Origin of the sequence: Pseudotamlana agarivorans (assembly GCF_001642835.1) — a bacterium.
In the GTDB taxonomy this organism is placed as follows: domain Bacteria; phylum Bacteroidota; class Bacteroidia; order Flavobacteriales; family Flavobacteriaceae; genus Pseudotamlana; species Pseudotamlana agarivorans.
In genome coordinates this window covers 109,369-129,115 of sequence record NZ_LXEI01000008.1, presented here as the reverse complement: position 1 = coordinate 129,115, position 19,747 = coordinate 109,369, and the positions used below count along the sequence as shown (strand labels likewise).

The window sequence follows — 19,747 nt, the reverse complement described above, 5'->3', positions numbered from 1 at the left end:
TTTAAGAGCATGAATTAACCAAATAAACCGATTTGAATCCAGTTTATTTGGTTAATTTCTATTGTTTTTAATGTTATCGTCTTCCTCCTCTAGATGAAGAACTTCGGCTCGAACCACCAGATGATCTCATGGAGCTTCCGCTACTTCGTGAACTAGAACTAGAATTGTAACTCGAACTTCTTGACGTAGAACTATTATAGTTCGTAGAATTTGATCTTGAAGGTTGTTTGTAAACCGTGCTAGAATTTCTTCTAGTCGTAGCGTTGGATGATCTTCTTGTTGAGTTGTTAGAAGGTGTTCGCGTTACTGTTGAAGATCGTCTAGTTACGCCAGTTTGAGATAGGTTTCTGTTGGTGGTATAACTTCTTCTAGTCGTTGTTTGTGAATTACCATTTGCGGTACTACTTCTACGCGTTGTGTTGTATTTTGAAGTAACCCCCGCAGAGCTGCGTCTTGTGGTGTTAGAAGCATTGATGTTGTTTCTCGTGTAAGAGCTTCTTCTTGTAGCATTCGTGCCAGCGTAGTAATTTCTTCCATAGCTTCCTCTACGCGTAGCCCCATAAGAGTAATATCTGTTATTTCTATAATAGTTACCATATCCTGGGTACCCCCAACCATAACCGGGATATCCCCAGCCGTAATTTGGGTAGCCCCAACCCCAGCCGTAGCTTGGATATCCCCAACCATAACCAGGATAACCCCAGCCGCCATAACCATAACCCCAACCAGAGTAAAAGCCAAAGCCCCAACCGGTACCCCAATTATTCCAGCCATTGTCGATATAGTTCACTGTAACGCTACTGTTGTTTTGTCCCCAGCCAGCATAACCTTGATAGTCATCTACTAAAGAGTCATTTTCCACATAGGCAGAATTCTCGTAAGCATCAATGTCTGTAAAAATAGCTGGGTCTTCAGTAAAGTTTTCAGCTTCTATTGATTTTGTTTTGAAGTAATTTTCGTAGTAATTGTTATTCGCTGGAACTTCATTGCTTTGTTGTTGCGATTGAGCAACAGTGCCACCGTAAATACCATCATTGCTTGCGCCAACATATTCGTAAGAACCGCAAGAAGCAAATACAAGGGCTAACCCTAGTAGGCTTGCTAACGGTGCTTTTCTTTTTAAGTATTTAATAAATTGCATATCTCTAAATTTTATTGTTGGACATTACAAAAATAGTTAGTTTTGCTGAACTATTTTTATATTTAACTTAGGTACAACATTTGTGCCAAAAAAAACTTATGGGTAAAAAACTTACTAGTAGAGCAGAAGATTATTCGAAATGGTATAACGAATTGGTTGTCAAGGCTGACTTAGCGGAGAACTCTGCGGTTAGAGGGTGTATGGTTATCAAACCTTATGGTTATGCAATATGGGAAAAAATGCAGGCCGAATTAGATAAAATGTTTAAGGAAACAGGACATCAAAATGCTTATTTTCCATTGTTTGTTCCTAAGAGCTTATTTGAAGCAGAAGAAAAAAACGCTGAAGGTTTTGCTAAGGAATGTGCTGTTGTAACTCATTATAGATTACAAAATGACCCAGATAAACCAGGAAAACTACGTGTAGATCCTGAAGCTAGGCTAGAAGAGGAGCTTGTTGTTAGGCCTACAAGTGAAGCTATTATATGGAATACCTTTAGAGGGTGGGTACAATCATATAGAGATTTACCTTTATTAATTAACCAATGGGCTAATGTGGTGCGTTGGGAAATGCGAACTCGTTTGTTTTTACGTACCGCAGAGTTTTTATGGCAAGAAGGACATACGGCTCACGAAACTAAAAAGGAAGCCTTAGAAGAGGCTGCTTTAATGAATAACGTATATGCTAATTTCGCCGAGAATTTTATGGCTATTCCAGTAATTCAAGGTTTGAAAACTGAAAGTGAACGTTTTGCAGGGGCTGATGAAACCTATTGTATTGAAGCGTTAATGCAGGATGGAAAAGCATTGCAGGCAGGAACATCACATTTCTTAGGACAGAATTTCGCAAAGGCCTTCGATGTGAAGTTTGCGAATAAGGAAGGAAAGCAAGATTATGTTTGGGCAACATCATGGGGTGTTTCAACTCGATTAATGGGGGCCTTAATCATGACACATAGTGATGATAACGGATTAGTTTTACCACCAAGTTTAGCGCCAAACCAAGTGGTTATTGTTCCTATATATAAGAGTGAGGAAGATTTAAACAATATCACAGAAGTCGCTAACAGTATTTTAACCGACTTAAGAGCTAAAAATATTTCGGTTAAGTATGACAACAGAGATACGCACAGACCGGGAGCAAAATTTGCTCAACATGAATTGCAAGGCGTACCTATTAGAATTGCTATTGGACCAAAAGATTTAGCGAATGGCACTGTTGAAATTGCCCGTCGTGATACTTTAACTAAGGAGGTGGTTAATCTGAATGTTTTAGCTGAAAAAATAGAAAGCTTATTAAAAGAGATTCAAGATGCTTTATTTAATAAAGCTTTAGATTTTAGAAATAGTCATATCACGGAGGTTGATACGTTCGAAGACTTTAAAACTGTTTTAGAAACGAAAACAGGTTTTATTTCGGCACATTGGGATGGAACTACCGAAACAGAGGATAAAATAAAAGAATTAACTAAGGCAACAATTAGGTGTGTTCCTTTAGATGCTAAGGAAGAAACTGGAGTTTGTGTTTATTCCGGTAAACCTTCGGCACGTCGCGTGTTATTTGCAAAAGCTTATTAATCAATACTAAAGCAAGTGTTTGAAAATTTTTTTTAAAAAAAAGTTATTTAGCACTTGCGAAAGTGAAAATTAGTTGTACATTTGCACCCGCAATGGAAACATTGTGACAGTTATTTGAAAAATTATTGAGGAGTAAAAAAAATAAAATTTTAGTTGCAGATTTGTAAATTAGTTTTATCTTTGCACACTCAAAAAAACAAATGGCCCGTTCGTCTATCGGCTAGGACGCCAGGTTTTCATCCTGGTAAGAGGGGTTCGATTCCCCTACGGGCTACAATATTTTAAAGAAAAAGAAAATGGCAAATCATAAGTCAGCATTAAAAAGAATAAGAAGTAACGAAGCTAAGCGCTTAACTAACAAGTATCATCACAAGACAACTCGTAATGCTATCAAAAAATTACGTGAGTTAAGTGATAAGAATGAGGCTGAGACTTTATATCCTTCTGTAGTTTCTATGCTAGATAAATTAGCAAAGAAAAACATTATACATGCTAACAAAGCTGCTAACCTTAAATCTGGTTTAGCAAAGCACGTTGCAGCTCTATAATTCTTTCGACTTAAGATTTTAAAATATATACGAAAGCTTCTCAGAAATGAGAAGCTTTTTTTTTGCGCCATATTGAGCTGATTTTAATGTTACTATAGGGGTAAAAAAAGCAGTCAAAATGGAGTGAATTTTATTTTAATACTCTAAATTTGCAGTAATAAAAGTTAATAACACTCATAATATTACCTCTTTGGAAAATTCAAAAGCAATAAAATTAATAGATAAAATTCTTGTTGATTTAGATAACACAGGAATTAATACGGATACTTTAATAAATGATATTAAAGAATTAAGAACTTACGCTATAGAAGAAGAAGCCCCTTTAGTGGTTAAAGTATTAAGATATACTTACGAGCATATTGAAGAGCATGATTCATTTCTAATTCCTATGTTAGAAGATGATGATGAGTTATTAACAGAGGATGGTGAAGTTGCAGCCGTTGAAGAAGAAGCTGCTGTTGTAGATCCTGTAGAAAGTCTTAAATATGTTATTTCTTTAACTAGAAATCTTAAAAATAAAACGAATATTGCCGATTTAAGAGCATATAAAGAGCTCTTATTAGCGTATTAATTTTGGTTTAAGTTATATAATAATACTAAAAGCCCCTTAACGATTAGCGTTGAGGGGCTTTTTTATGATAATACATATCCTAGTTTGTTGTCGAGATAGTACTCATTAAATGCTTACAAATGCTGTTTTAGTAGCCAGGAGTACACCGCTTCGTTATTGTAAGTTTCGGTCCAACTATCGTGAGTCGCATTTGGGTATAAAGTTAGTTTTGTATTTGGGTTTAGTTTTTTTAAAGTATTATAGGCTTCTTTGGTTTGTTCTACCGGAACAACAGCGTCTTTTTCGCCATGAAAAAACCATACAGGAAGGTTTTTAGCCCATTTTATATAAATCATTGGAATATCTGCGGCACATACCGAAATCATAGCGGCATAGGTGTTAGGGTTATTTACAGCTATTCGCCATATGCCATCACCACCACGACTAAGTCCGGCGAGATAGATGCGTTTTTTGTCAATAGGTAGCGAGTCTGCTAAATTCATAGCCATGTTATGAATAGTTCGATCGTCCCAAAGACCTTTTTTATTGGGGTTAAGTGGAGCAAAAACGTAAAAAGGAAAATCTTTACCCTCTGTAATACGTTTTGGTATGCCGTGAGCTTTGGCGACATTTAAATCTTTATCACTTTCTGCACCACCATGTAAAAAAACAACAAGTGGGGACTTCTCGTTATTTTGTGTAGGCGTGTATAGTAAATATTGCATTTCTACTCGGTTAACCGCTTCTTTTTTATGAGAAGATAATTGAGCGAACATTGTGGTTGTGAACGTTAAGGTTAAGAATAGTAAGCGTATTTTATTGGTCATGATTGATATTTTGTTTTTAAAGGAAAGGGAGCTCTAACTTCTATTATGATATTAGGAGTGTAGATTACTGTGATTATTGGGCAATTAAATAAGAAATAAATAAGCTTTCTTCTGATTAAATATAATCTAAATGAAGAACATAAAAAAGCCCTAACAATTTTGTTAGGGCTAAATTATTTATGTTTTTAAAATTTATCCGTTCATAGAAATTAAAAACTCCTCATTGTTTTTAGTCTGTTTGAAGCGTTCGTTAATAAATTCCATGGCTTCAACTGGGTTCATGTCGGCAAGATACTTACGCATTACCCACATACGTTGAACTGTTGTGTCATCTAATAAAATATCGTCACGACGTGTACTTGAAGAGGTTAAATCGATAGCAGGGAAAATTCTACGGTTAGAAATCTTTCTATCCAATTGAAGTTCCATGTTACCGGTTCCTTTAAATTCTTCAAAAATAACCTCATCCATTTTAGAACCTGTTTCAGTAAGAGCGGTAGCAATAATGGTTAATGAACCACCATTTTCGATATTACGAGCAGCACCAAAGAAACGTTTTGGTTTGTGTAAAGCATTGGCATCAACACCACCACTTAATATTTTACCAGAAGCTGGTTGTACGGTATTGTAAGCACGAGCCAAACGTGTAATGGAGTCTAATAGGATAACTACATCATGTCCACATTCAACTAAGCGTTTTGCTTTTTCTAGTACGATGTTTGCAATTTTTACATGCTCATGTGCTTCCTTGTCGAAAGTAGAAGCAATGACTTCACCACGAACGTTACGTTGCATGTCAGTAACCTCTTCAGGACGTTCATCAATTAATAAAATCATTTGGTAAACTTCAGGATGGTTGGCAGCAATAGCATTAGCCACATCCTTCAATAACATTGTTTTACCTGTTTTTGGTTGAGAAACAATCATACCACGTTGTCCTTTTCCAATTGGCGCAAACAAATCCATGATTCGCGTAGAAATGGTACTTTGTTTTTCAGCTATATTAAATTTTTCTTGCGGGAAAAGTGGGGTTAGGTGTTCAAACGATACACGGTCTCTAACGACATTTGGATTCTGACCATTAATTTTACTTACCTTAATTAAAGGGAAATATTTTTCACCCTCTTTAGGCGGACGTACATGACCTAAAACTGTATCACCTGTTTTTAAACCAAACAATCTAATTTGTGATTGAGACACATAAATGTCATCTGGTGATGATAAATAGTTATAATCGGAAGAACGTAAAAAACCATATCCGTCTTGCATGATGTCTAAAACACCTTCGCTTTCAATGATGGCATCAAATTCGAAATCAGGCTCACGGTAACGGTTTCTGTTGTCTTTATTGCCTTTTTCAACATTACCATTTTTTTGGTTTCTATGTTGATTTTTATTTTGATTGTTCTGATTTTGGTTATTTTGATTTCTTGAAGCTTGTTTATTAGCCGGCGTATCGGTTTGTTTTTTTGGTTTCGGGCTATTGTCTTGTTTTGGAGCTTCTTTTTTTGGTTTAGGAGCTGTTTCAGTTTTCACTGGTTCTGAAACTGGAGCTTCTTCTTTTTTATCGGTTGGTGTAGCAGCATTTTCTTCTGCTTTTTGAGGGGTATTTCTAACTGGTTTTTGAACACGTTGTCTAGGTTTTCTAGTCGCAGGCTTTGCTGTTTTTGTGTCCTTTTCTTCTATATTTTTAGCTGGTTCAATAGGTTCTGTTGGTGTTACAGCTGCTTTAACCGCTTTAGGGTCTGCAGCTTGCTGATCTAATATTTGGTATACAAGATCTAATTTTTTTAATGAACGAAACTTTGGAACGTTCAATTTCTTAGCAATCTCCTGTAAATCAGCGAGCTTTTTTTCTTTTAATTGTGAAATTTCAAACATTGATGTTTAATTGAATATGTTGTTACTGAACACTAACTTAAGTTATTCTGAAAAAATGAGTTTAATCTGAAGATTTAATCGCTTGTATTTGCGACTGTTGAGAATTATTAATGCAATTATACAACTTTATTTTATTTTATTGCATTAATTCTTTTATTTTTGCCTTTCAGAGTAGAAAAAGCACATGTTACAACGTATACAAACCATATATTTATTGTTAGCAGCTGGAGTTTCTGGCGGACTAATTTTTGCCTTTAACCTATGGGAAACTGTCGATGGGGTAAAAGTTTACGCCGATGACACTACATACATTTACTTTATGTTTTTAACCTCAGCGCTTTTTTCTATAACCTCTATCTTGCGTTACAAAAATAGGAAGTCTCAGTTTATGTTGGGACGTCTTAACATCATATTAAACTTTTTTTTATTAGGATTTTTTGTGTATTTATCTCTAAATGTATCTGGAGAAACGGCGGTTTCTGAGAAAGGTATTGGGATGCTTCTCCCTATTGTTTCTATCGTATTTTTGGCTTTAGCCAATAAGGCCATCAAGAAGGATGAAGATCTTGTAAAATCTGTAGATCGATTACGATAAACCTAACATCTTAGTAATATTAGTGCGTGAACCCAAGGTGAAGATCTTGGGTTTTTTTTGCGATATATTTTATTTCATAGGCTTTAATCAGATTTTTTAAATTTCCTAAAGCCTAAAGCTAACGCATCTTTTTATTAGCCTCACAAAGATTTATAATTTCAACTATCCTTTTCTGTTTGGTGGCTTCACGTTTAGCACTTTCGAGATAAAATAAATACGATTTTTGATAACCTTTAGCGAAGTTCTTATAATTTTTATAGGCCTGTGGATTATTATTGAATGCATCTTGAAGTTCTATTGGAATAACGCCTTTTTCAACATCGTCCATAGCTGTCCAAGCTCCCGACTCTTTAGCTATTTCAATAGCTTTATATCCAGATTCCTGCATTAAGCTAGTCTCAATGAGTTCGTTTACATATTTTTTATTGATAGCGCTCCAGCTACTTTTAGGGTTTCTCGGACAAAAATATTGACGTCTTTTACCGTCACCTAAGCTTTGTACTTTGGAGTCTATCCAACCAAAGCATAAGGCCACTTTTACAGCTTCTTCCCAGCGCATTGTGGGGATGTTGGTTTCTAGCTTGTAAAAAATTAAATAGACGCCTTTTTCTTTGTTGTGATTTTTAAGAAGCCAATCAAACCAATCTGTATCCCTTGCAAAGTATGATTCCTGAATCTCATTCAAAACTTAAAGATTTTTTGTGTTTATGTAGAAATCTTCATCAACATTAAATGTGGAAATCGTTTTCTCGTTGTTTAAAGTTTTCCATTCCGAGTTAGGATATAGCCACTGTTCAATGTTATTTATGGTAATTTGAATAGGCATATCAAAGTCTTCAACAATATTGGTCCAACGATATTTTAAGACGCTGTCGTCTATACGGTATTCTAAAGTAGGGATTTGTATGGTTCTTAAATACTGATTAAAGAATGCCGTTAGATCGATGCCAGAATTTTGACTTAAATAGTTTTCAATTTGCTGGGTTGTTACCGTTTGATGGTAGAAGGTTTTATTCATTCCAACGAGGATTTTTCGCCATTTCTCATCGTCTTCAATAAGTTGTCGAAGGGTGTGTAGCATGTTAGCGCCTTTATAATACATGTCTCCTGAGCCCTCATTATTTACATGATATTCACCAATAATGGGTTTGTCATTTGAGATACTTCTTCGTGTTCCAATCATGTATTCCGAAGCGGCTTGTTTTCCGTAGTAATAATCTAAGAATAGAGATTCAGAGTACGCCGTAAAACTTTCATGTATCCACATATCAGCAATATCCTTATTCGTAATGTTATTCGCAAACCATTCGTGTCCTGATTCATGAATAATAAGAAAATCAAATTTTAAACCCCAGCCAGTACCAGACAAATCGCTTCCTAAATAACCTTGTTGGTAGTGGTTTCCATAGGTTACAGAGCTTTGGTGTTCCATACCCAGATAAGGGACTTCCACAAGTTTATAGCCGTCTTCATAAAATGGGTATGGGCCAAACCAATGTTCGAAAGCCTTCATCATTTTTGGTGCATCTTTAAAATGAACTTTGGCTTTTTCAAGGTTGTCTTTAAGCACATAATAATCCATATCCAATTTTCCTTTTAGACCATTATAAACTTCCGAAAAGTGTGCATAATCGCCAATATTCACATTAACCCCGTAATTGTTAATGGGGTTATTTACAAACCAAGTATAGGTTTTTGTGTGGTCGTATTCTTTTACGCTTCGCAGCCTACCATTAGAAACATCCGTAAGGTGTTTTGGAATATTTACACTAATGAGCATGCTGTCTACCTCATCGTACATGTGATCTTTACATGGCCACCAAACGCTTGCACCCAATCCTTGGCAGGACGTCGCAATAAAATCATTACCATTTTTGTCTTTTTTCCATGAAAATCCACCATCCCAAGGTGCATTTTTTGCAGCTTTAGGTTGTCCTTCATAATACACCGCTACATTTTGTATACTACCTATTTTTTGTTGGTCTTTTAAAGTAATAAAATGAGCGTTACCGTCATGTTTTATGTGTAACTCTTTGTTGTTTTGAGTCGCTTTCGTGATTTTTAGAGGTTGTTGTAAATCAATTTGTAGAACTTGATTTTCTTTTAAAACCTTATATTGAATGGTGTTTTTTCCAGAAATGAATTTATTATTTGGCTCTACTATAATATCCAGATGGTAGTATGTTAAATCCCACCAAGTACGTTCGGGAGTAATGCTACCTCTAAGGGTGTCTTGCCGTGTGAAGTTTTTGCTGTTAGAAAATAAATGTTGCGCTTCCGCGGAAAAACAAATAAGATATAAGCAGAGTATGAGCCAAGGTAAACGTTGTTTCATTATAAATAAATTAGAAGGTAAAATTATTAAATTTTAATGGTTTAAGATCGTGTTTTGAAACTAATACGGTTTAATAGTACCGAAAACAAAAAACGCCTCGAAATGAATTTTCGAAGCGTTTTTATAATTTGAGTTAGTCACTAAGAACTCATCTTTACTTTTTATTAGTAATTCGGAATAAATTTCAGAAGTACTTATCTGGATAAGTGTCATCTTATTTTCAGTTAAATAACAAAAGTAAAGATGAGTCTTAAATTAAAAATACTGAATATTTTTTTAAAAACAATATTTATTTTCCTTAATTACTTTTTCAGCAATAATATTTCTTAATTCAATGATGTTAGGCATGTTTACGTATTTGATGTAGCGTTTTAGTCCCATGAGCATCATACGTTGTTCGTCGCCAGAGGAAAACGATATGATAGAATGCTTACCAGCGGTTTCAATCACATCGATGGCGTGAAATAAGTTAAGTTTTGCCATAGCAATTTGTTCTTTAACTTTTTCTTCACCATTCTTTTTTGCCATTTTTTCGGCACGTAAAATGGCTGATTCAGCCAGATAAATTTGAATTAAAATATCGGAAGCTGCTAACATGAGTTGCTGTTGGTGCTCTATTTCTTCACCGTACTTTTGAAGAGTGGCACCAGCCACCATTAAAAATAATTTTTTAAGGTTTTTGATGATATTTTTTTCTTCCGAAAACAACTCAGAATAATCGGGTGTTTCAAAAGAAGGTATTCCCATTAATTCTTCTTTTACAGCCATGGCAGGGGTAAGGACATCAACATGGCCTTTCATAGCTTTTTTGATAAGCATACCTATAGAAAGCATACGGTTAATTTCATTGGTGCCTTCGTAAATTCTGGAAATTCTTGCGTCTCTCCAAGCCGATTCAATTGGGGTGTCTTCCGAAAAGCCCATACCTCCAAATATCTGAATGCCCTCATCGGTACATTTTTGGATAAATTCTGAAACAGCTACTTTTAGAATAGAACATTCGATAGCATATTCTTCAACACCTTTTAATTCGGCTTCCTGCTCAGAGTCCTTGCCATTGCTTTTTCTAAGTTCAATGCGATCTTCGATGTCTTTTGCTGCTCTATAACTTGCTGCTTCACCCACCCAACAATTGGTTGCCATTTCAGCAATTTTTTGTCTCATGGCACCAAAACTTGAAATAGGCACTTTAAATTGAATGCGTTCGTTGGCATATTTTACAGATTCTGTAATAACACGGCGCTGGGCATCTAAACAAGCAGCAGCAAGTTTAATACGGCCTACATTTAAAGCATTCATCGCAATTTTGAATCCGTTTCCTCGAGTGGACAACATGTTTTCTGTAGGAACAACGGTATCATTAAAAAATACTTGTCTTGTAGAAGAAGCACGAATACCAAGTTTGTGTTCCTCTTCACCTAGAGTAATGCCGTTCGGGTTTTCGGGATTGTATTCTACGATAAAACCTGTGATATTTTTGTCGTCTTCGATACGTGCAAAAACAATCATTAAGCTACAGAATCCTGCGTTAGAAATCCACATCTTTTGTCCTGTAATTTTATAGGACTTACCATCCTCAGAAAGTACGGCTTTAGTTTTTCCAGAGTTAGCATCACTTCCTGCACTAGGTTCTGTTAAACAATAGGCTCCAAACCATTCGCCAGAGGCTAATTTAGGTACATATTTTTGCTTTTGTTCTTCAGTGCCGTAAAGGGTGATTGGCATAGTTCCAATACCAGTATGGGCACCAAAAGCCGTGCTAAAAGAGCCTGTGGCCCCAGATATATAGTCGCACACTAACATGGTATCAACAAAGCCCATGCCCATACCTCCATAAGCTTCAGGTACAGAGATACTTAAAAAACCTAAGTCTGCAGCTTTTCGCATACAGGATTCGGTAAGCGCATAATCTTTTTGTTCAAATTGAGCTTTTTTGGGCCATACTTCGCGGTCAATAAACTCGGTAACCGCTTCTTTCATCATGAGTTGATCTTCATTAAAATCTTCTGGTGTGAATATGTCTTCGCAGTTAATCTCTTTTACTAGAAATTGTCCGCCACGTAAAATGTCTTTTTCCATAATATGCTCCCTATAACTCCTCCAAAGTGGAAGAATTGATGCAGGGTGGTTTTTAGTTATACTTTAGTTTAAATTCTCTACTTTATATAGTTACTCCCCTTTGGGGAGGCTAGGAGGGGCCTTTACTTCAAAAACTCAAAAACCCCACAAGCGCCTTGACCAGTTCCTACGCACATGGTGACGGCACCGTATTTTCCTGTCATATTTCTTTTGCGCATTTCGTCAAATAACTGAACAGAAAGTTTTGCACCAGTACAACCTAATGGATGACCTAAAGCAATGGCGCCCCCATTAACATTTACCAAATCTGGGTTAAGGTCTAGTTCACGAATTACAGCAAGGGCTTGCGATGCAAAGGCTTCGTTAAGTTCTATAAGCTCTAAATCTTTTTGTTGTAATCCCGCTTGTTTAAGTGCTTTTGGTATCGCTTTTACTGGTCCGATACCCATAATGCGTGGTTCGACACCTGCAGCGGCATAATTTACCAATCTAGCAATAGGTTCAAGGTTAAGCTCTTTTACCATGTCCTCACTCATAATCATGACAAAAGCAGCACCATCACTCATCTGCGACGAGTTTCCTGCTGTTACACTTCCGCCTTGAGCGAAAACAGGACGAAGTTTGGCAAGTGCTTCTAGACTTGTTCCGGCACGAGGCCCTTCATCTTTAGTAACTGTATATGATTTATTTGCCTTTTTGCCGTTGGCATCAATATACGTTTCATTAACTTCAATGGGCACTATCTGATCTTGAAAACGGTTCTCAGCTTGAGCTTTTAAAGCTTTCATATGTGAATGATAAGCGAATTCATCTTGGTCTTCACGAGACACATTAAATTGATTCGCCACAGCTTCAGCGGTATTTCCCATACCCCAGTAATAATCTTCATGACCTGCTTTTACGATATCGTAATTCAGTTCTGGTTTGTAGCCAGTCATAGGAACAGCGCTCATACTTTCAGCGCCACCGGCGATAATACAATCAGCCATGCCAGCTTGAATTTTAGCGGTTGCAATACCAATGGTTTCAATACCAGAAGAACAAAAACGATTGACCGTAACACCAGGAACTTCAACAGAGTTTAATCCCATTAAGGAAATTAAACGCGCCATATTTAAACCTTGTGAACCTTCAGGCATAGCATTACCTACAATAACATCGTCTATGCGATCTTTATCCAATTGAGGTAAGGCTTTCATCATGTGCTGAATGGTTTCGGCAGCCAATTCATCGGTGCGTTTGAATCGGAAAACACCTTTCGGCGCTTTTCCAACGGCTGTTCTATATGCTTTTACTATATATGCTTGTTTCATATTAGCCCCCTAGCCCCCCGAAGGGGAAATACCTATTAGGGGTCAATAGGATTTTATTAGTTATTTCTGATTATTTTTTCATGGTTACAAATTTTCACGCACAAGTTTTTACGTTCCCCTTTTGGGGGTTTGGGGGCTCTTCTAATTTCTAAGAGGTTTCCCTGTTTTTAGCATGTGCTGAATGCGTTCTAAAGTTTTACGTTCGGTACATAAACTTAGGAAAGCCTCGCGCTCTAGATCCAATAAATATTGTTCGGTAACTAGAGCTGGTTCTGATAAGTCACCACCAGCCATAACATAGGCCAGTTTGTTAGCGATTTTTTGATCATGTTCGCTAATAAAATTCGCAGCTTCCATAGAATCCGTTCCTACTAAAAACATACCAAGAGCTTGCTTACCTAGAACTTTTACATCTTTACGCTTTACGGGTTTGGTATAGCCTGCATCGGCCAAAATTCTGGCATGAGCTTTTGCTGTCGCTATTTGACAATCTTTATTTGTTACCACAATATCTTTTCCTTTTTGTAGAATGCCTAAATCGAAAGCTTCGTAAGCCGAAGTTGCTACTTTGGCCATACCAATAGTGAGGAAATATTCCTGTAATACATTCAATTCTACATCTCCTTTTCTAAAGCTATCTGAAGCACGAAGGGCCATTTCTTTAGATCCTGCACCTCCAGGGATGACACCCACGCCAAATTCCACCAGTCCGATATAAGTTTCGGCAGCTGCCACAACTTTGTCGGCATGCATAGAAAGTTCACAAGCACCACCTAAGGACATGCCATGAGGCGCAGAAACTGTTGGGATTGATGAATAGCGCATGCGCATCATGGTATCTTGGAAATATTTTATAGCAGCATTAAGCTCGTCATATTCTTGCTCTACCGCCATCATAAAAATCATACCGATATTAGCGCCTACTGAAAAGTTGGCTCCTTGATTTCCTATAACGAGTCCGTCGAAATCTTTTTCAGCTATATCGACTGCTTTGTTAAGTCCCGCTAAAACATCGCCGCCAATGGTATTCATTTTAGACTGAAATTCACAGTTTAAAATACCATCACCTAAATCTTCAACAACTACACCTGAATTTTTAAATACTTCATTAGATTTTCTGATGTTATCTAGAATAATAAAAGCATCCTGTCCAGGAATTTTTTGTTGTGTTTTAGAAGGTATGTCATAAAAATAGGAGGCACCTTCTTTCACCGTATAAAAAGATGTGTTTCCTAGAGCGACCATTTCATTGACCCAAGGAGCAGGCTCCGAACCTTCAGATTTGATAAGTTCTAAACCTTTTTCAACACCAATAGCGTCCCAGATTTGAAAAGGACCGTGTTCCCAACCGAAACCAGCTTTCATGGCATCATCTATTTTGTAAATTTTATCTGAAATTTCAGGAATTCTATGTGATACATAAGCAAATAAAGTCGCAAAGGTTTTACGGTAGAATTCACCAGCTTTATCTTTCCCATTCACTAATATTTTGAACCTATCGATAACTTTTTCAATTGGCTTCGTGAGTTCTAAAGTGGCAAATTTTGCTGATTTTTTCTTTCGATACTCTAAATTATTAAGGTCTAAAGATAAAATTTCGCTCTGGCCTTCTTCATTTTTAATTTTCTTATAAAAACCCTGTCCTGTTTTACTACCTAGCCATTTGTTTTCCATCATAGAGGCTATAAAATCGGGGATTTTAAAAATCTCATGACGTTCATCATTTGGTACATTTTCAAACAAACCATTGGCCACATGAACGAGGGTGTCTAAGCCCACAACATCTACAGTACGAAAGGTAGCTGATTTTGGTCTACCTATAACAGGACCTGTTAGTTTATCAACCTCTTCGATGGTTAAGTCCATACTTTTAACCGTATGAAATAAACTCATGATACTGAAAATACCGATTCGGTTTCCAATAAACGCAGGCGTGTCTTTTGCGATTACAGATGTTTTTCCTAAATACTTTTCGCCATATTGATTTAAAAAGTCAATTACAGAATCTGCTGTTTTAGGACCAGGAATGATCTCGAACAATTTTAAGTAACGCGCAGGATTAAAAAAGTGTGTACCGCAGAAATGCTTTTGAAAATCATCACTACGACCTTCACTCATAAATTTTATTGGAATCCCAGAGGTGTTACTTGTAATAAGCGTTCCAGGAGTTCTGTGTTTTTCAAGCTTTTCAAAGACTTGTTTTTTGATGTCAAGTCGCTCCACGACCACTTCCATAATCCAATCGACTTGAGACACTTTTTCAATATCATCTTCTAAATTTCCGGTTGTTATTCTGCTGGCAAAACTTTTATGATAAATCGGAGAAGGAGAAGATTTTAAAGCTGCAGATAAAGCCTCGTTAACGATACGGTTTCTTACCGATTTGTTTTCAAGTGTTAGTCCCTGTGCTTTTTCTTTAGCATTAAGTTCGTTAGGAACGATGTCTAGCAAAAGGACGTCAACACCAATATTGGCGAAATGACATGCTATACCGCTTCCCATGATTCCAGAGCCAATTATGGCTACCTTATTAATTCTTCTTTTGCTCATTATAGTTTAGCTATTGGGTTTAGTTGTAGATTTTTTTGTTGCACACCATTTGATTTATGACTTCGGCAACTTCGTAGAAATGATTTAATTGTTCTTCGGAAACATTTTTACGGATGGCTTCATTAAAGGTTAAAACCTTGTCTTTAGAGATTTCTCTCTTTTCGAGTCCATAGTCTGTGAGTGTAATAATTACGCCTCTACCATCTTCTGGATTTGGTTTTCGTTCAATAAATCCTTTGGTTTCCATCGATTTTAGTAGTCTCGATAAACTAGTTGCTTCCATGCCCATTCTAGGGCCTAAAGCCGTTGATGGTGTTCCTTTTTCTGGATCGATACTCAGTAGAGTAAAGCCTGTAGCCATGGTGCTGTCTATTTTTGCAGCTTCCTCATTATACATTTTTTGAACCGTTAACCAGGTCGTTCTCAATATATAATCAATGGTCTTGTCTTTCATGTTATATTTGGATCATTTTCCCAAATATAGCGAATTTTGCTATGCACGCATAACAAAGATGCGAGAAATTTAAGCTAATTTTTTATTAAAAAGTAAAAGATTACAGGACAAACATAAGTCTTGTTTAAATTGGAATGACTCGCATTTAAAAAAAGAGATTAGTTGTCCTTCATTTTAGTAAAATCTAAATCAGGGTAATTGTTGCTAGGGACTGTTATAGGTGAAATACCTTTCATTTTAAAACCTATAGCTTTACCTTCTTCATCCAATTGAAACATGACGAAGGCATCTGTGTCTGGCATACCAAAATCGGTCCATTTTACAGCAAAGGTGTTTGCTTTATAGAAGTACATGGGGCCAGATAATTTCGGAGAACGTAAGGATTCAAACCAGAGTTTATTTTCTTTATTTGAGATTTCTACGGTGCCTAGCCAAGGGTCCTTGTAGGAACCTATATAGTTTTTTAAATCGAGATGTTTGGTATCGGTTGTTTTAATCGTAGCCCATACTTTATCGACCACAGCATCAGCTTCAGTATTATCGAAATTTAGCCAGTCTTTATAAGTCTTTATCCAATCAAATTCATCTAAACCTAAATATTTATCTAAAATGGATTGAGTAACGGCATTTATTAAGCCATAACCATCAAAGGAGGTGTTTGTTAGCACCATAATACCAAGATTCAAGTCTGGAATTAAGGTAATTCTATTCTCCATAAAACCGCCTATATGTGAAGCCTGTAAATGACCGTTAATATCCTTTAATCCCCAGCCTAATCCAACTCCTGAGAAATTTGAATGGTATCTTGGGTTTTTAGATTGAGTTATTACCGTGTGGATTTTCCATATTTCTTGAAGATTTTTTTCAGAAAAAAGTTGCTGCTTCAAATCTGGGCCATATTTTCCTTTATTAAGATGAAGAAGCATCCAACTCGTCATATCATGGGCATTAGAGTAAACGAAGTCAAATTCAAGAGCATCTTTTACTTTTTTATTATCCCAATTAGGAGTTTCTTCAATGTTTAATTTGTTTTCCTTGCTGATATGAAATTTTGAGACATTGGGTTTATTTAAAGTTTTGGAATAGCCATAACAGGAATTGTTCATGTTAAGTGGTTCTAAAATTCGTTTCTGAATAAATGCTCCGTAAGAAATACCACTAATTCTGGTAATAATTTCCCTTGCTACCAAAAAGAGAACGGTATTGTAAGCGGCCTCTGTTCTAAAAGCTGAAACAGGTTTAAAGTATTGGTAGTTAGTTAGAACATCATTCATTGTAAAATCTGAGCCTGTAGGCATCAGCATCAAGTCTCCAGCACCTTCTGCTAAACCACTACGATGCGTGATGAGGTCGATAATGTTGAAGTTGTTTGTAGCATAAGCATTATACATTTTAAATTCTGGAATATGCTTAATTACGGGGTCATTCCATGTTAGTTTACCTTCATCAACAAGAATAGCTAGGGCTGCTGCGGTAAATGCTTTTGTGTTTGAAGCAATGCCAAAAATGGTGTTTTTATCTACCTTTTGATGGGTTTCGATAGAGGTTACGCCGTATCCTTTTTGAATAATAATTTTACCATCTTTCACAACGGCAATGGAGGCCCCGGCTACTGTAAAGTTATCCATGGATTTTTTAACAATGGCATCAATTTCTTTATCAGAAACCTGGGAAGTGGAAACTTGAGGCAAAAGTCCAAGTAAAAGTACTAGCACTAAAAATGTAAATTTTTTATTCATAATCCTTAATATTAAGGGGTTATGTAATAAATATACAAAAAATTAGTCCTGTTAATTCTGCTAATGTGAAAAAATAAAGTCTAGCTATTCGTGGTATTAAGGTCTATAAATATTTTCAATAAGATCATGGTACATTTCTTTAATCACGGATCTACGCATTTTCATAGTAGGTGTAAGGTGTCCAGATTTTATAGACCACACATCTGGAGTTAACCGGAAAGTTTTAATTTGTTCCCACTTACCAAATTTTTTGTTGCAATGGTCTATTTCTTTTTGAATGCGATTTATGACGACTTCAGAATTAGCAATGGCTGTCGTATCGCGCGTATCAATTTGATGTTTTTTGCGTTCAATCCACTCGTTAATAAATTCAAAGTTTGGTTGAATAAGGGCTGCTGGCATTTTTTCGCCTTCGCCAATAACCATGATTTGTTCAATAAAGCGGGATTGTTTTAAATCGTTTTCAAGTAGGGTAGGAATTACGTATTTACCACCAGAAGTTTTAAACATTTCCTTTTTACGCCCTGTTATTTTTAAAAAGCCCTCACTATCAATTTCCCCTTTGTCTCCGGTATGAAAATAATCACCTGTTATAACTTCGGCTGTTTTTTCAGGGTCTTTGTAGTAACCAAGCATCACGTTTGGTCCTTTAATTAGGATTTCACCATCTTCAGCAATTTTTACTTCAGTATTCGCTATAGGTTTTCCAACGGTGCCAATTTTAAACATGTTATCGGCGTACTTTCCAACCGATATCACGGGCGATGTTTCTGTAAGTCCGTAACCTTCCATAATTTGCATGCCAGCAGCACAAAATATTCTGGCTAAACGGGGCTGTAGTGCAGCGCTTCCAGAAACCATCGTATACAATTCACCTCCTAAAGCTTCACGCCATTTACTAAAAATAAGTTTGTTGGCAATACTCAGTTTAAATTCATACCAAGCGCCATTTTGTTTATAAGGCTCCCATATTTCACCTAGGCTTACAGCCCAAAAGAATAGTGCTTTTTTAACACCGGTAAGCTCGGTGCCTTTGGCCATGATTTTGTCATAAACTTTTTCTAAAAGTCTAGGGACCACACTCATAAGGTTAGGCTTAATTTCCTTAGCATTATCGGCAATTTTGTCAAGACTTTCGGCGTAATAAATCGATGCTCCCGCATGCTGATAGATGTAAATCAATACACGTTCGAAAATATGGCAAATAGGTAAAAAGCTTAAAATTTTGGTTTTTTCTCCTCTTATAGGTAACCTTGGAATACTATTTAATACATTGCTAGTAATATTCCAGTGAGAAAGCATCACACCTTTGGGTTTACCTGTGGTTCCTGAGGTGTAAATAATCGTTGCTAGATCGTTAGGGGATACAGCATCTTTTCTGGTTTCAACATCGTTTTGATTACTAGTATCAGCTCCAAGCTCTAACAATTCAGAGTAGTGTTTACATCCCTCGATGATATTAAAGGAATAAATCTCTTTTAATTTTGTACGATGTCTAACTTTATTAACTTTTTCTAAAACCTCTTCATCTGAAACAAAACAGTAAATCGATTCGCTATGATTTAAAATAAATTCATAGTCTTCAGCAGAAATCGTTGGGTATATAGGTACATTTTGAGCACCAAGTTGTAAAACACCAATATCTACTAGATTCCATTCGGTTCGATTAGAAGATGAAATAACCGCTATTTTATCATCTTTATTGACCCCAAGTTTCAACAAAGCGCGGCTCATGGCATTGGCTTTATCAATATATTCTTGAGTGGATGTTTTAACCCATTCGCCGTTGTATTTTGTAACTAAAGCAGAATCAGTTGGTTTATTTTCAAGTTGAAAATAAGGAAAATCAAATAATCTAGTGATTTCAGTCATCTTATGTTTCTAGTATAGTGTGGTATCGCGCAAAATATGAAATTAAATAAGATTATCAAATAAGACTTTACAAGATAAGATAAACATTTGTTAATTTTTTAGCCTTAGAATAAGATTAATGCATTTCCATGTTCAAAATATACCCTAACAATAAAAAAAGATAAATTATAAAGCTTTTATGAATCTTTTAATGTTGAGGTTGAAATATTGAAGATTTCTGGTGTCTATGGTGGAATTAAAATAACTCCTCTTTAAAAAAACTGAAAACATTGAAATAATTAAAGTC

At 36.1% G+C, this 19,747-nt stretch carries 15 protein-coding genes and 1 tRNA gene; 5 read left to right on the top strand and 11 right to left on the bottom strand.

Features of this window, described 5'->3' with window-relative positions:
• Positions 1–73 precede the first annotated feature (73 nt).
• Positions 74–1,141, bottom strand: a complete 1,068-nt coding sequence (locus tag A6I66_RS10015) for a hypothetical protein (protein ID WP_067148640.1) — start codon at positions 1,139–1,141, stop codon at positions 74–76.
• 98 nt (positions 1,142–1,239) lie between these two features.
• Here A6I66_RS10015 and proS point away from each other — a divergent pair, with 98 nt between their 5' ends.
• The 4 genes from proS (at position 1,240) to A6I66_RS09995 (ending at position 3,837) form a co-directional block, all read left to right on the top strand.
• Positions 1,240–2,718, top strand: coding sequence for a proline--tRNA ligase (proS, locus tag A6I66_RS10010; protein WP_067148637.1), 1,479 nt, complete (start codon positions 1,240–1,242; stop codon positions 2,716–2,718).
• A 202-nt stretch (positions 2,719–2,920) separates the two neighbouring features.
• Positions 2,921–2,992: transfer RNA gene (locus A6I66_RS10005), tRNA-Glu, on the top strand.
• 22 nt (positions 2,993–3,014) lie between these two features.
• Positions 3,015–3,266, top strand: coding sequence for a 30S ribosomal protein S20 (rpsT, locus tag A6I66_RS10000; RefSeq protein ID WP_067148634.1), 252 nt, complete (start codon positions 3,015–3,017; stop codon positions 3,264–3,266).
• Positions 3,267–3,456: 190 nt separating this feature from the next.
• Complete coding sequence (locus tag A6I66_RS09995) at positions 3,457–3,837, top strand: hypothetical protein (RefSeq protein WP_067148631.1); 381 nt, start codon at positions 3,457–3,459, stop codon at positions 3,835–3,837.
• A gap of 113 nt (positions 3,838–3,950) precedes the next feature.
• Here the strand turns inward: A6I66_RS09995 and A6I66_RS09990 are convergent, their stop codons facing one another.
• Positions 3,951–4,643: a carboxylesterase family protein gene (locus tag A6I66_RS09990; protein ID WP_067148628.1), complete on the bottom strand. Its 693-nt coding sequence runs from the start codon at positions 4,641–4,643 to the stop codon at positions 3,951–3,953.
• Between the two features lie 192 nt (positions 4,644–4,835).
• Positions 4,836–6,524: a transcription termination factor Rho gene (rho, locus tag A6I66_RS09985; protein ID WP_067148625.1), complete on the bottom strand. Its 1,689-nt coding sequence runs from the start codon at positions 6,522–6,524 to the stop codon at positions 4,836–4,838.
• 184 nt (positions 6,525–6,708) lie between these two features.
• Here rho and A6I66_RS09980 point away from each other — a divergent pair, with 184 nt between their 5' ends.
• Positions 6,709–7,119: a DUF4293 domain-containing protein gene (locus tag A6I66_RS09980; RefSeq protein ID WP_067148622.1), complete on the top strand. Its 411-nt coding sequence runs from the start codon at positions 6,709–6,711 to the stop codon at positions 7,117–7,119.
• Between the two features lie 118 nt (positions 7,120–7,237).
• On the opposite strand, the gene A6I66_RS09975 is transcribed toward A6I66_RS09980, so the two are convergent.
• The 8 genes from A6I66_RS09975 to A6I66_RS09940 form a co-directional block, all read right to left on the bottom strand.
• Complete coding sequence (locus A6I66_RS09975) at positions 7,238–7,804, bottom strand: YdeI/OmpD-associated family protein (protein WP_067148619.1); 567 nt, start codon at positions 7,802–7,804, stop codon at positions 7,238–7,240.
• Positions 7,805–7,807: 3 nt separating this feature from the next.
• Positions 7,808–9,454, bottom strand: a complete 1,647-nt coding sequence (locus A6I66_RS09970; protein ID WP_067148616.1) for a M1 family metallopeptidase — start codon at positions 9,452–9,454, stop codon at positions 7,808–7,810.
• Positions 9,455–9,730: 276 nt separating this feature from the next.
• Positions 9,731–11,533 (bottom strand): acyl-CoA dehydrogenase family protein, encoded by a 1,803-nt coding sequence (locus A6I66_RS09965; protein ID WP_067148613.1) that lies wholly within the window; start codon positions 11,531–11,533, stop codon positions 9,731–9,733.
• A gap of 122 nt (positions 11,534–11,655) precedes the next feature.
• Complete coding sequence (locus tag A6I66_RS09960; protein WP_067148610.1) at positions 11,656–12,846, bottom strand: acetyl-CoA C-acyltransferase; 1,191 nt, start codon at positions 12,844–12,846, stop codon at positions 11,656–11,658.
• A gap of 141 nt (positions 12,847–12,987) precedes the next feature.
• Positions 12,988–15,396: a 3-hydroxyacyl-CoA dehydrogenase/enoyl-CoA hydratase family protein gene (locus A6I66_RS09955; protein ID WP_067148607.1), complete on the bottom strand. Its 2,409-nt coding sequence runs from the start codon at positions 15,394–15,396 to the stop codon at positions 12,988–12,990.
• 19 nt (positions 15,397–15,415) lie between these two features.
• Positions 15,416–15,850: a MarR family winged helix-turn-helix transcriptional regulator gene (locus tag A6I66_RS09950; protein WP_067148604.1), complete on the bottom strand. Its 435-nt coding sequence runs from the start codon at positions 15,848–15,850 to the stop codon at positions 15,416–15,418.
• Positions 15,851–16,008: 158 nt separating this feature from the next.
• Complete coding sequence (locus A6I66_RS09945; protein WP_067148601.1) at positions 16,009–17,589, bottom strand: serine hydrolase; 1,581 nt, start codon at positions 17,587–17,589, stop codon at positions 16,009–16,011.
• Between the two features lie 96 nt (positions 17,590–17,685).
• Positions 17,686–19,461, bottom strand: coding sequence for an AMP-dependent synthetase/ligase (locus A6I66_RS09940; protein WP_067148598.1), 1,776 nt, complete (start codon positions 19,459–19,461; stop codon positions 17,686–17,688).
• Positions 19,462–19,747 lie beyond the last annotated feature (286 nt).

Excerpts from the sequence above, each read along its gene's own strand:
- A6I66_RS10015 (WP_067148640.1), bottom strand. The coding sequence starts at position 1,141 with ATGCAATTTATTAAATACTTAAAAAGAAAAGCACCGTTAGCAAGCCTA.
- proS (WP_067148637.1), top strand. The coding sequence starts at position 1,240 with ATGGGTAAAAAACTTACTAGTAGAGCAGAAGATTATTCGAAATGGTAT.
- rpsT (WP_067148634.1), top strand. The coding sequence starts at position 3,015 with ATGGCAAATCATAAGTCAGCATTAAAAAGAATAAGAAGTAACGAAGCT.
- A6I66_RS09990 (WP_067148628.1), bottom strand. The coding sequence starts at position 4,643 with ATGACCAATAAAATACGCTTACTATTCTTAACCTTAACGTTCACAACC.
- rho (WP_067148625.1), bottom strand. The coding sequence starts at position 6,524 with ATGTTTGAAATTTCACAATTAAAAGAAAAAAAGCTCGCTGATTTACAG.
- A6I66_RS09980 (WP_067148622.1), top strand. The coding sequence starts at position 6,709 with ATGTTACAACGTATACAAACCATATATTTATTGTTAGCAGCTGGAGTT.
- A6I66_RS09970 (WP_067148616.1), bottom strand. The coding sequence starts at position 9,454 with ATGAAACAACGTTTACCTTGGCTCATACTCTGCTTATATCTTATTTGT.
- A6I66_RS09965 (WP_067148613.1), bottom strand. The coding sequence starts at position 11,533 with ATGGAAAAAGACATTTTACGTGGCGGACAATTTCTAGTAAAAGAGATT.
- A6I66_RS09960 (WP_067148610.1), bottom strand. The coding sequence starts at position 12,846 with ATGAAACAAGCATATATAGTAAAAGCATATAGAACAGCCGTTGGAAAA.
- A6I66_RS09955 (WP_067148607.1), bottom strand. The coding sequence starts at position 15,396 with ATGAGCAAAAGAAGAATTAATAAGGTAGCCATAATTGGCTCTGGAATC.
- A6I66_RS09950 (WP_067148604.1), bottom strand. The coding sequence starts at position 15,850 with ATGAAAGACAAGACCATTGATTATATATTGAGAACGACCTGGTTAACG.
- A6I66_RS09945 (WP_067148601.1), bottom strand. The coding sequence starts at position 17,589 with ATGAATAAAAAATTTACATTTTTAGTGCTAGTACTTTTACTTGGACTT.
- A6I66_RS09940 (WP_067148598.1), bottom strand. The coding sequence starts at position 19,461 with ATGACTGAAATCACTAGATTATTTGATTTTCCTTATTTTCAACTTGAA.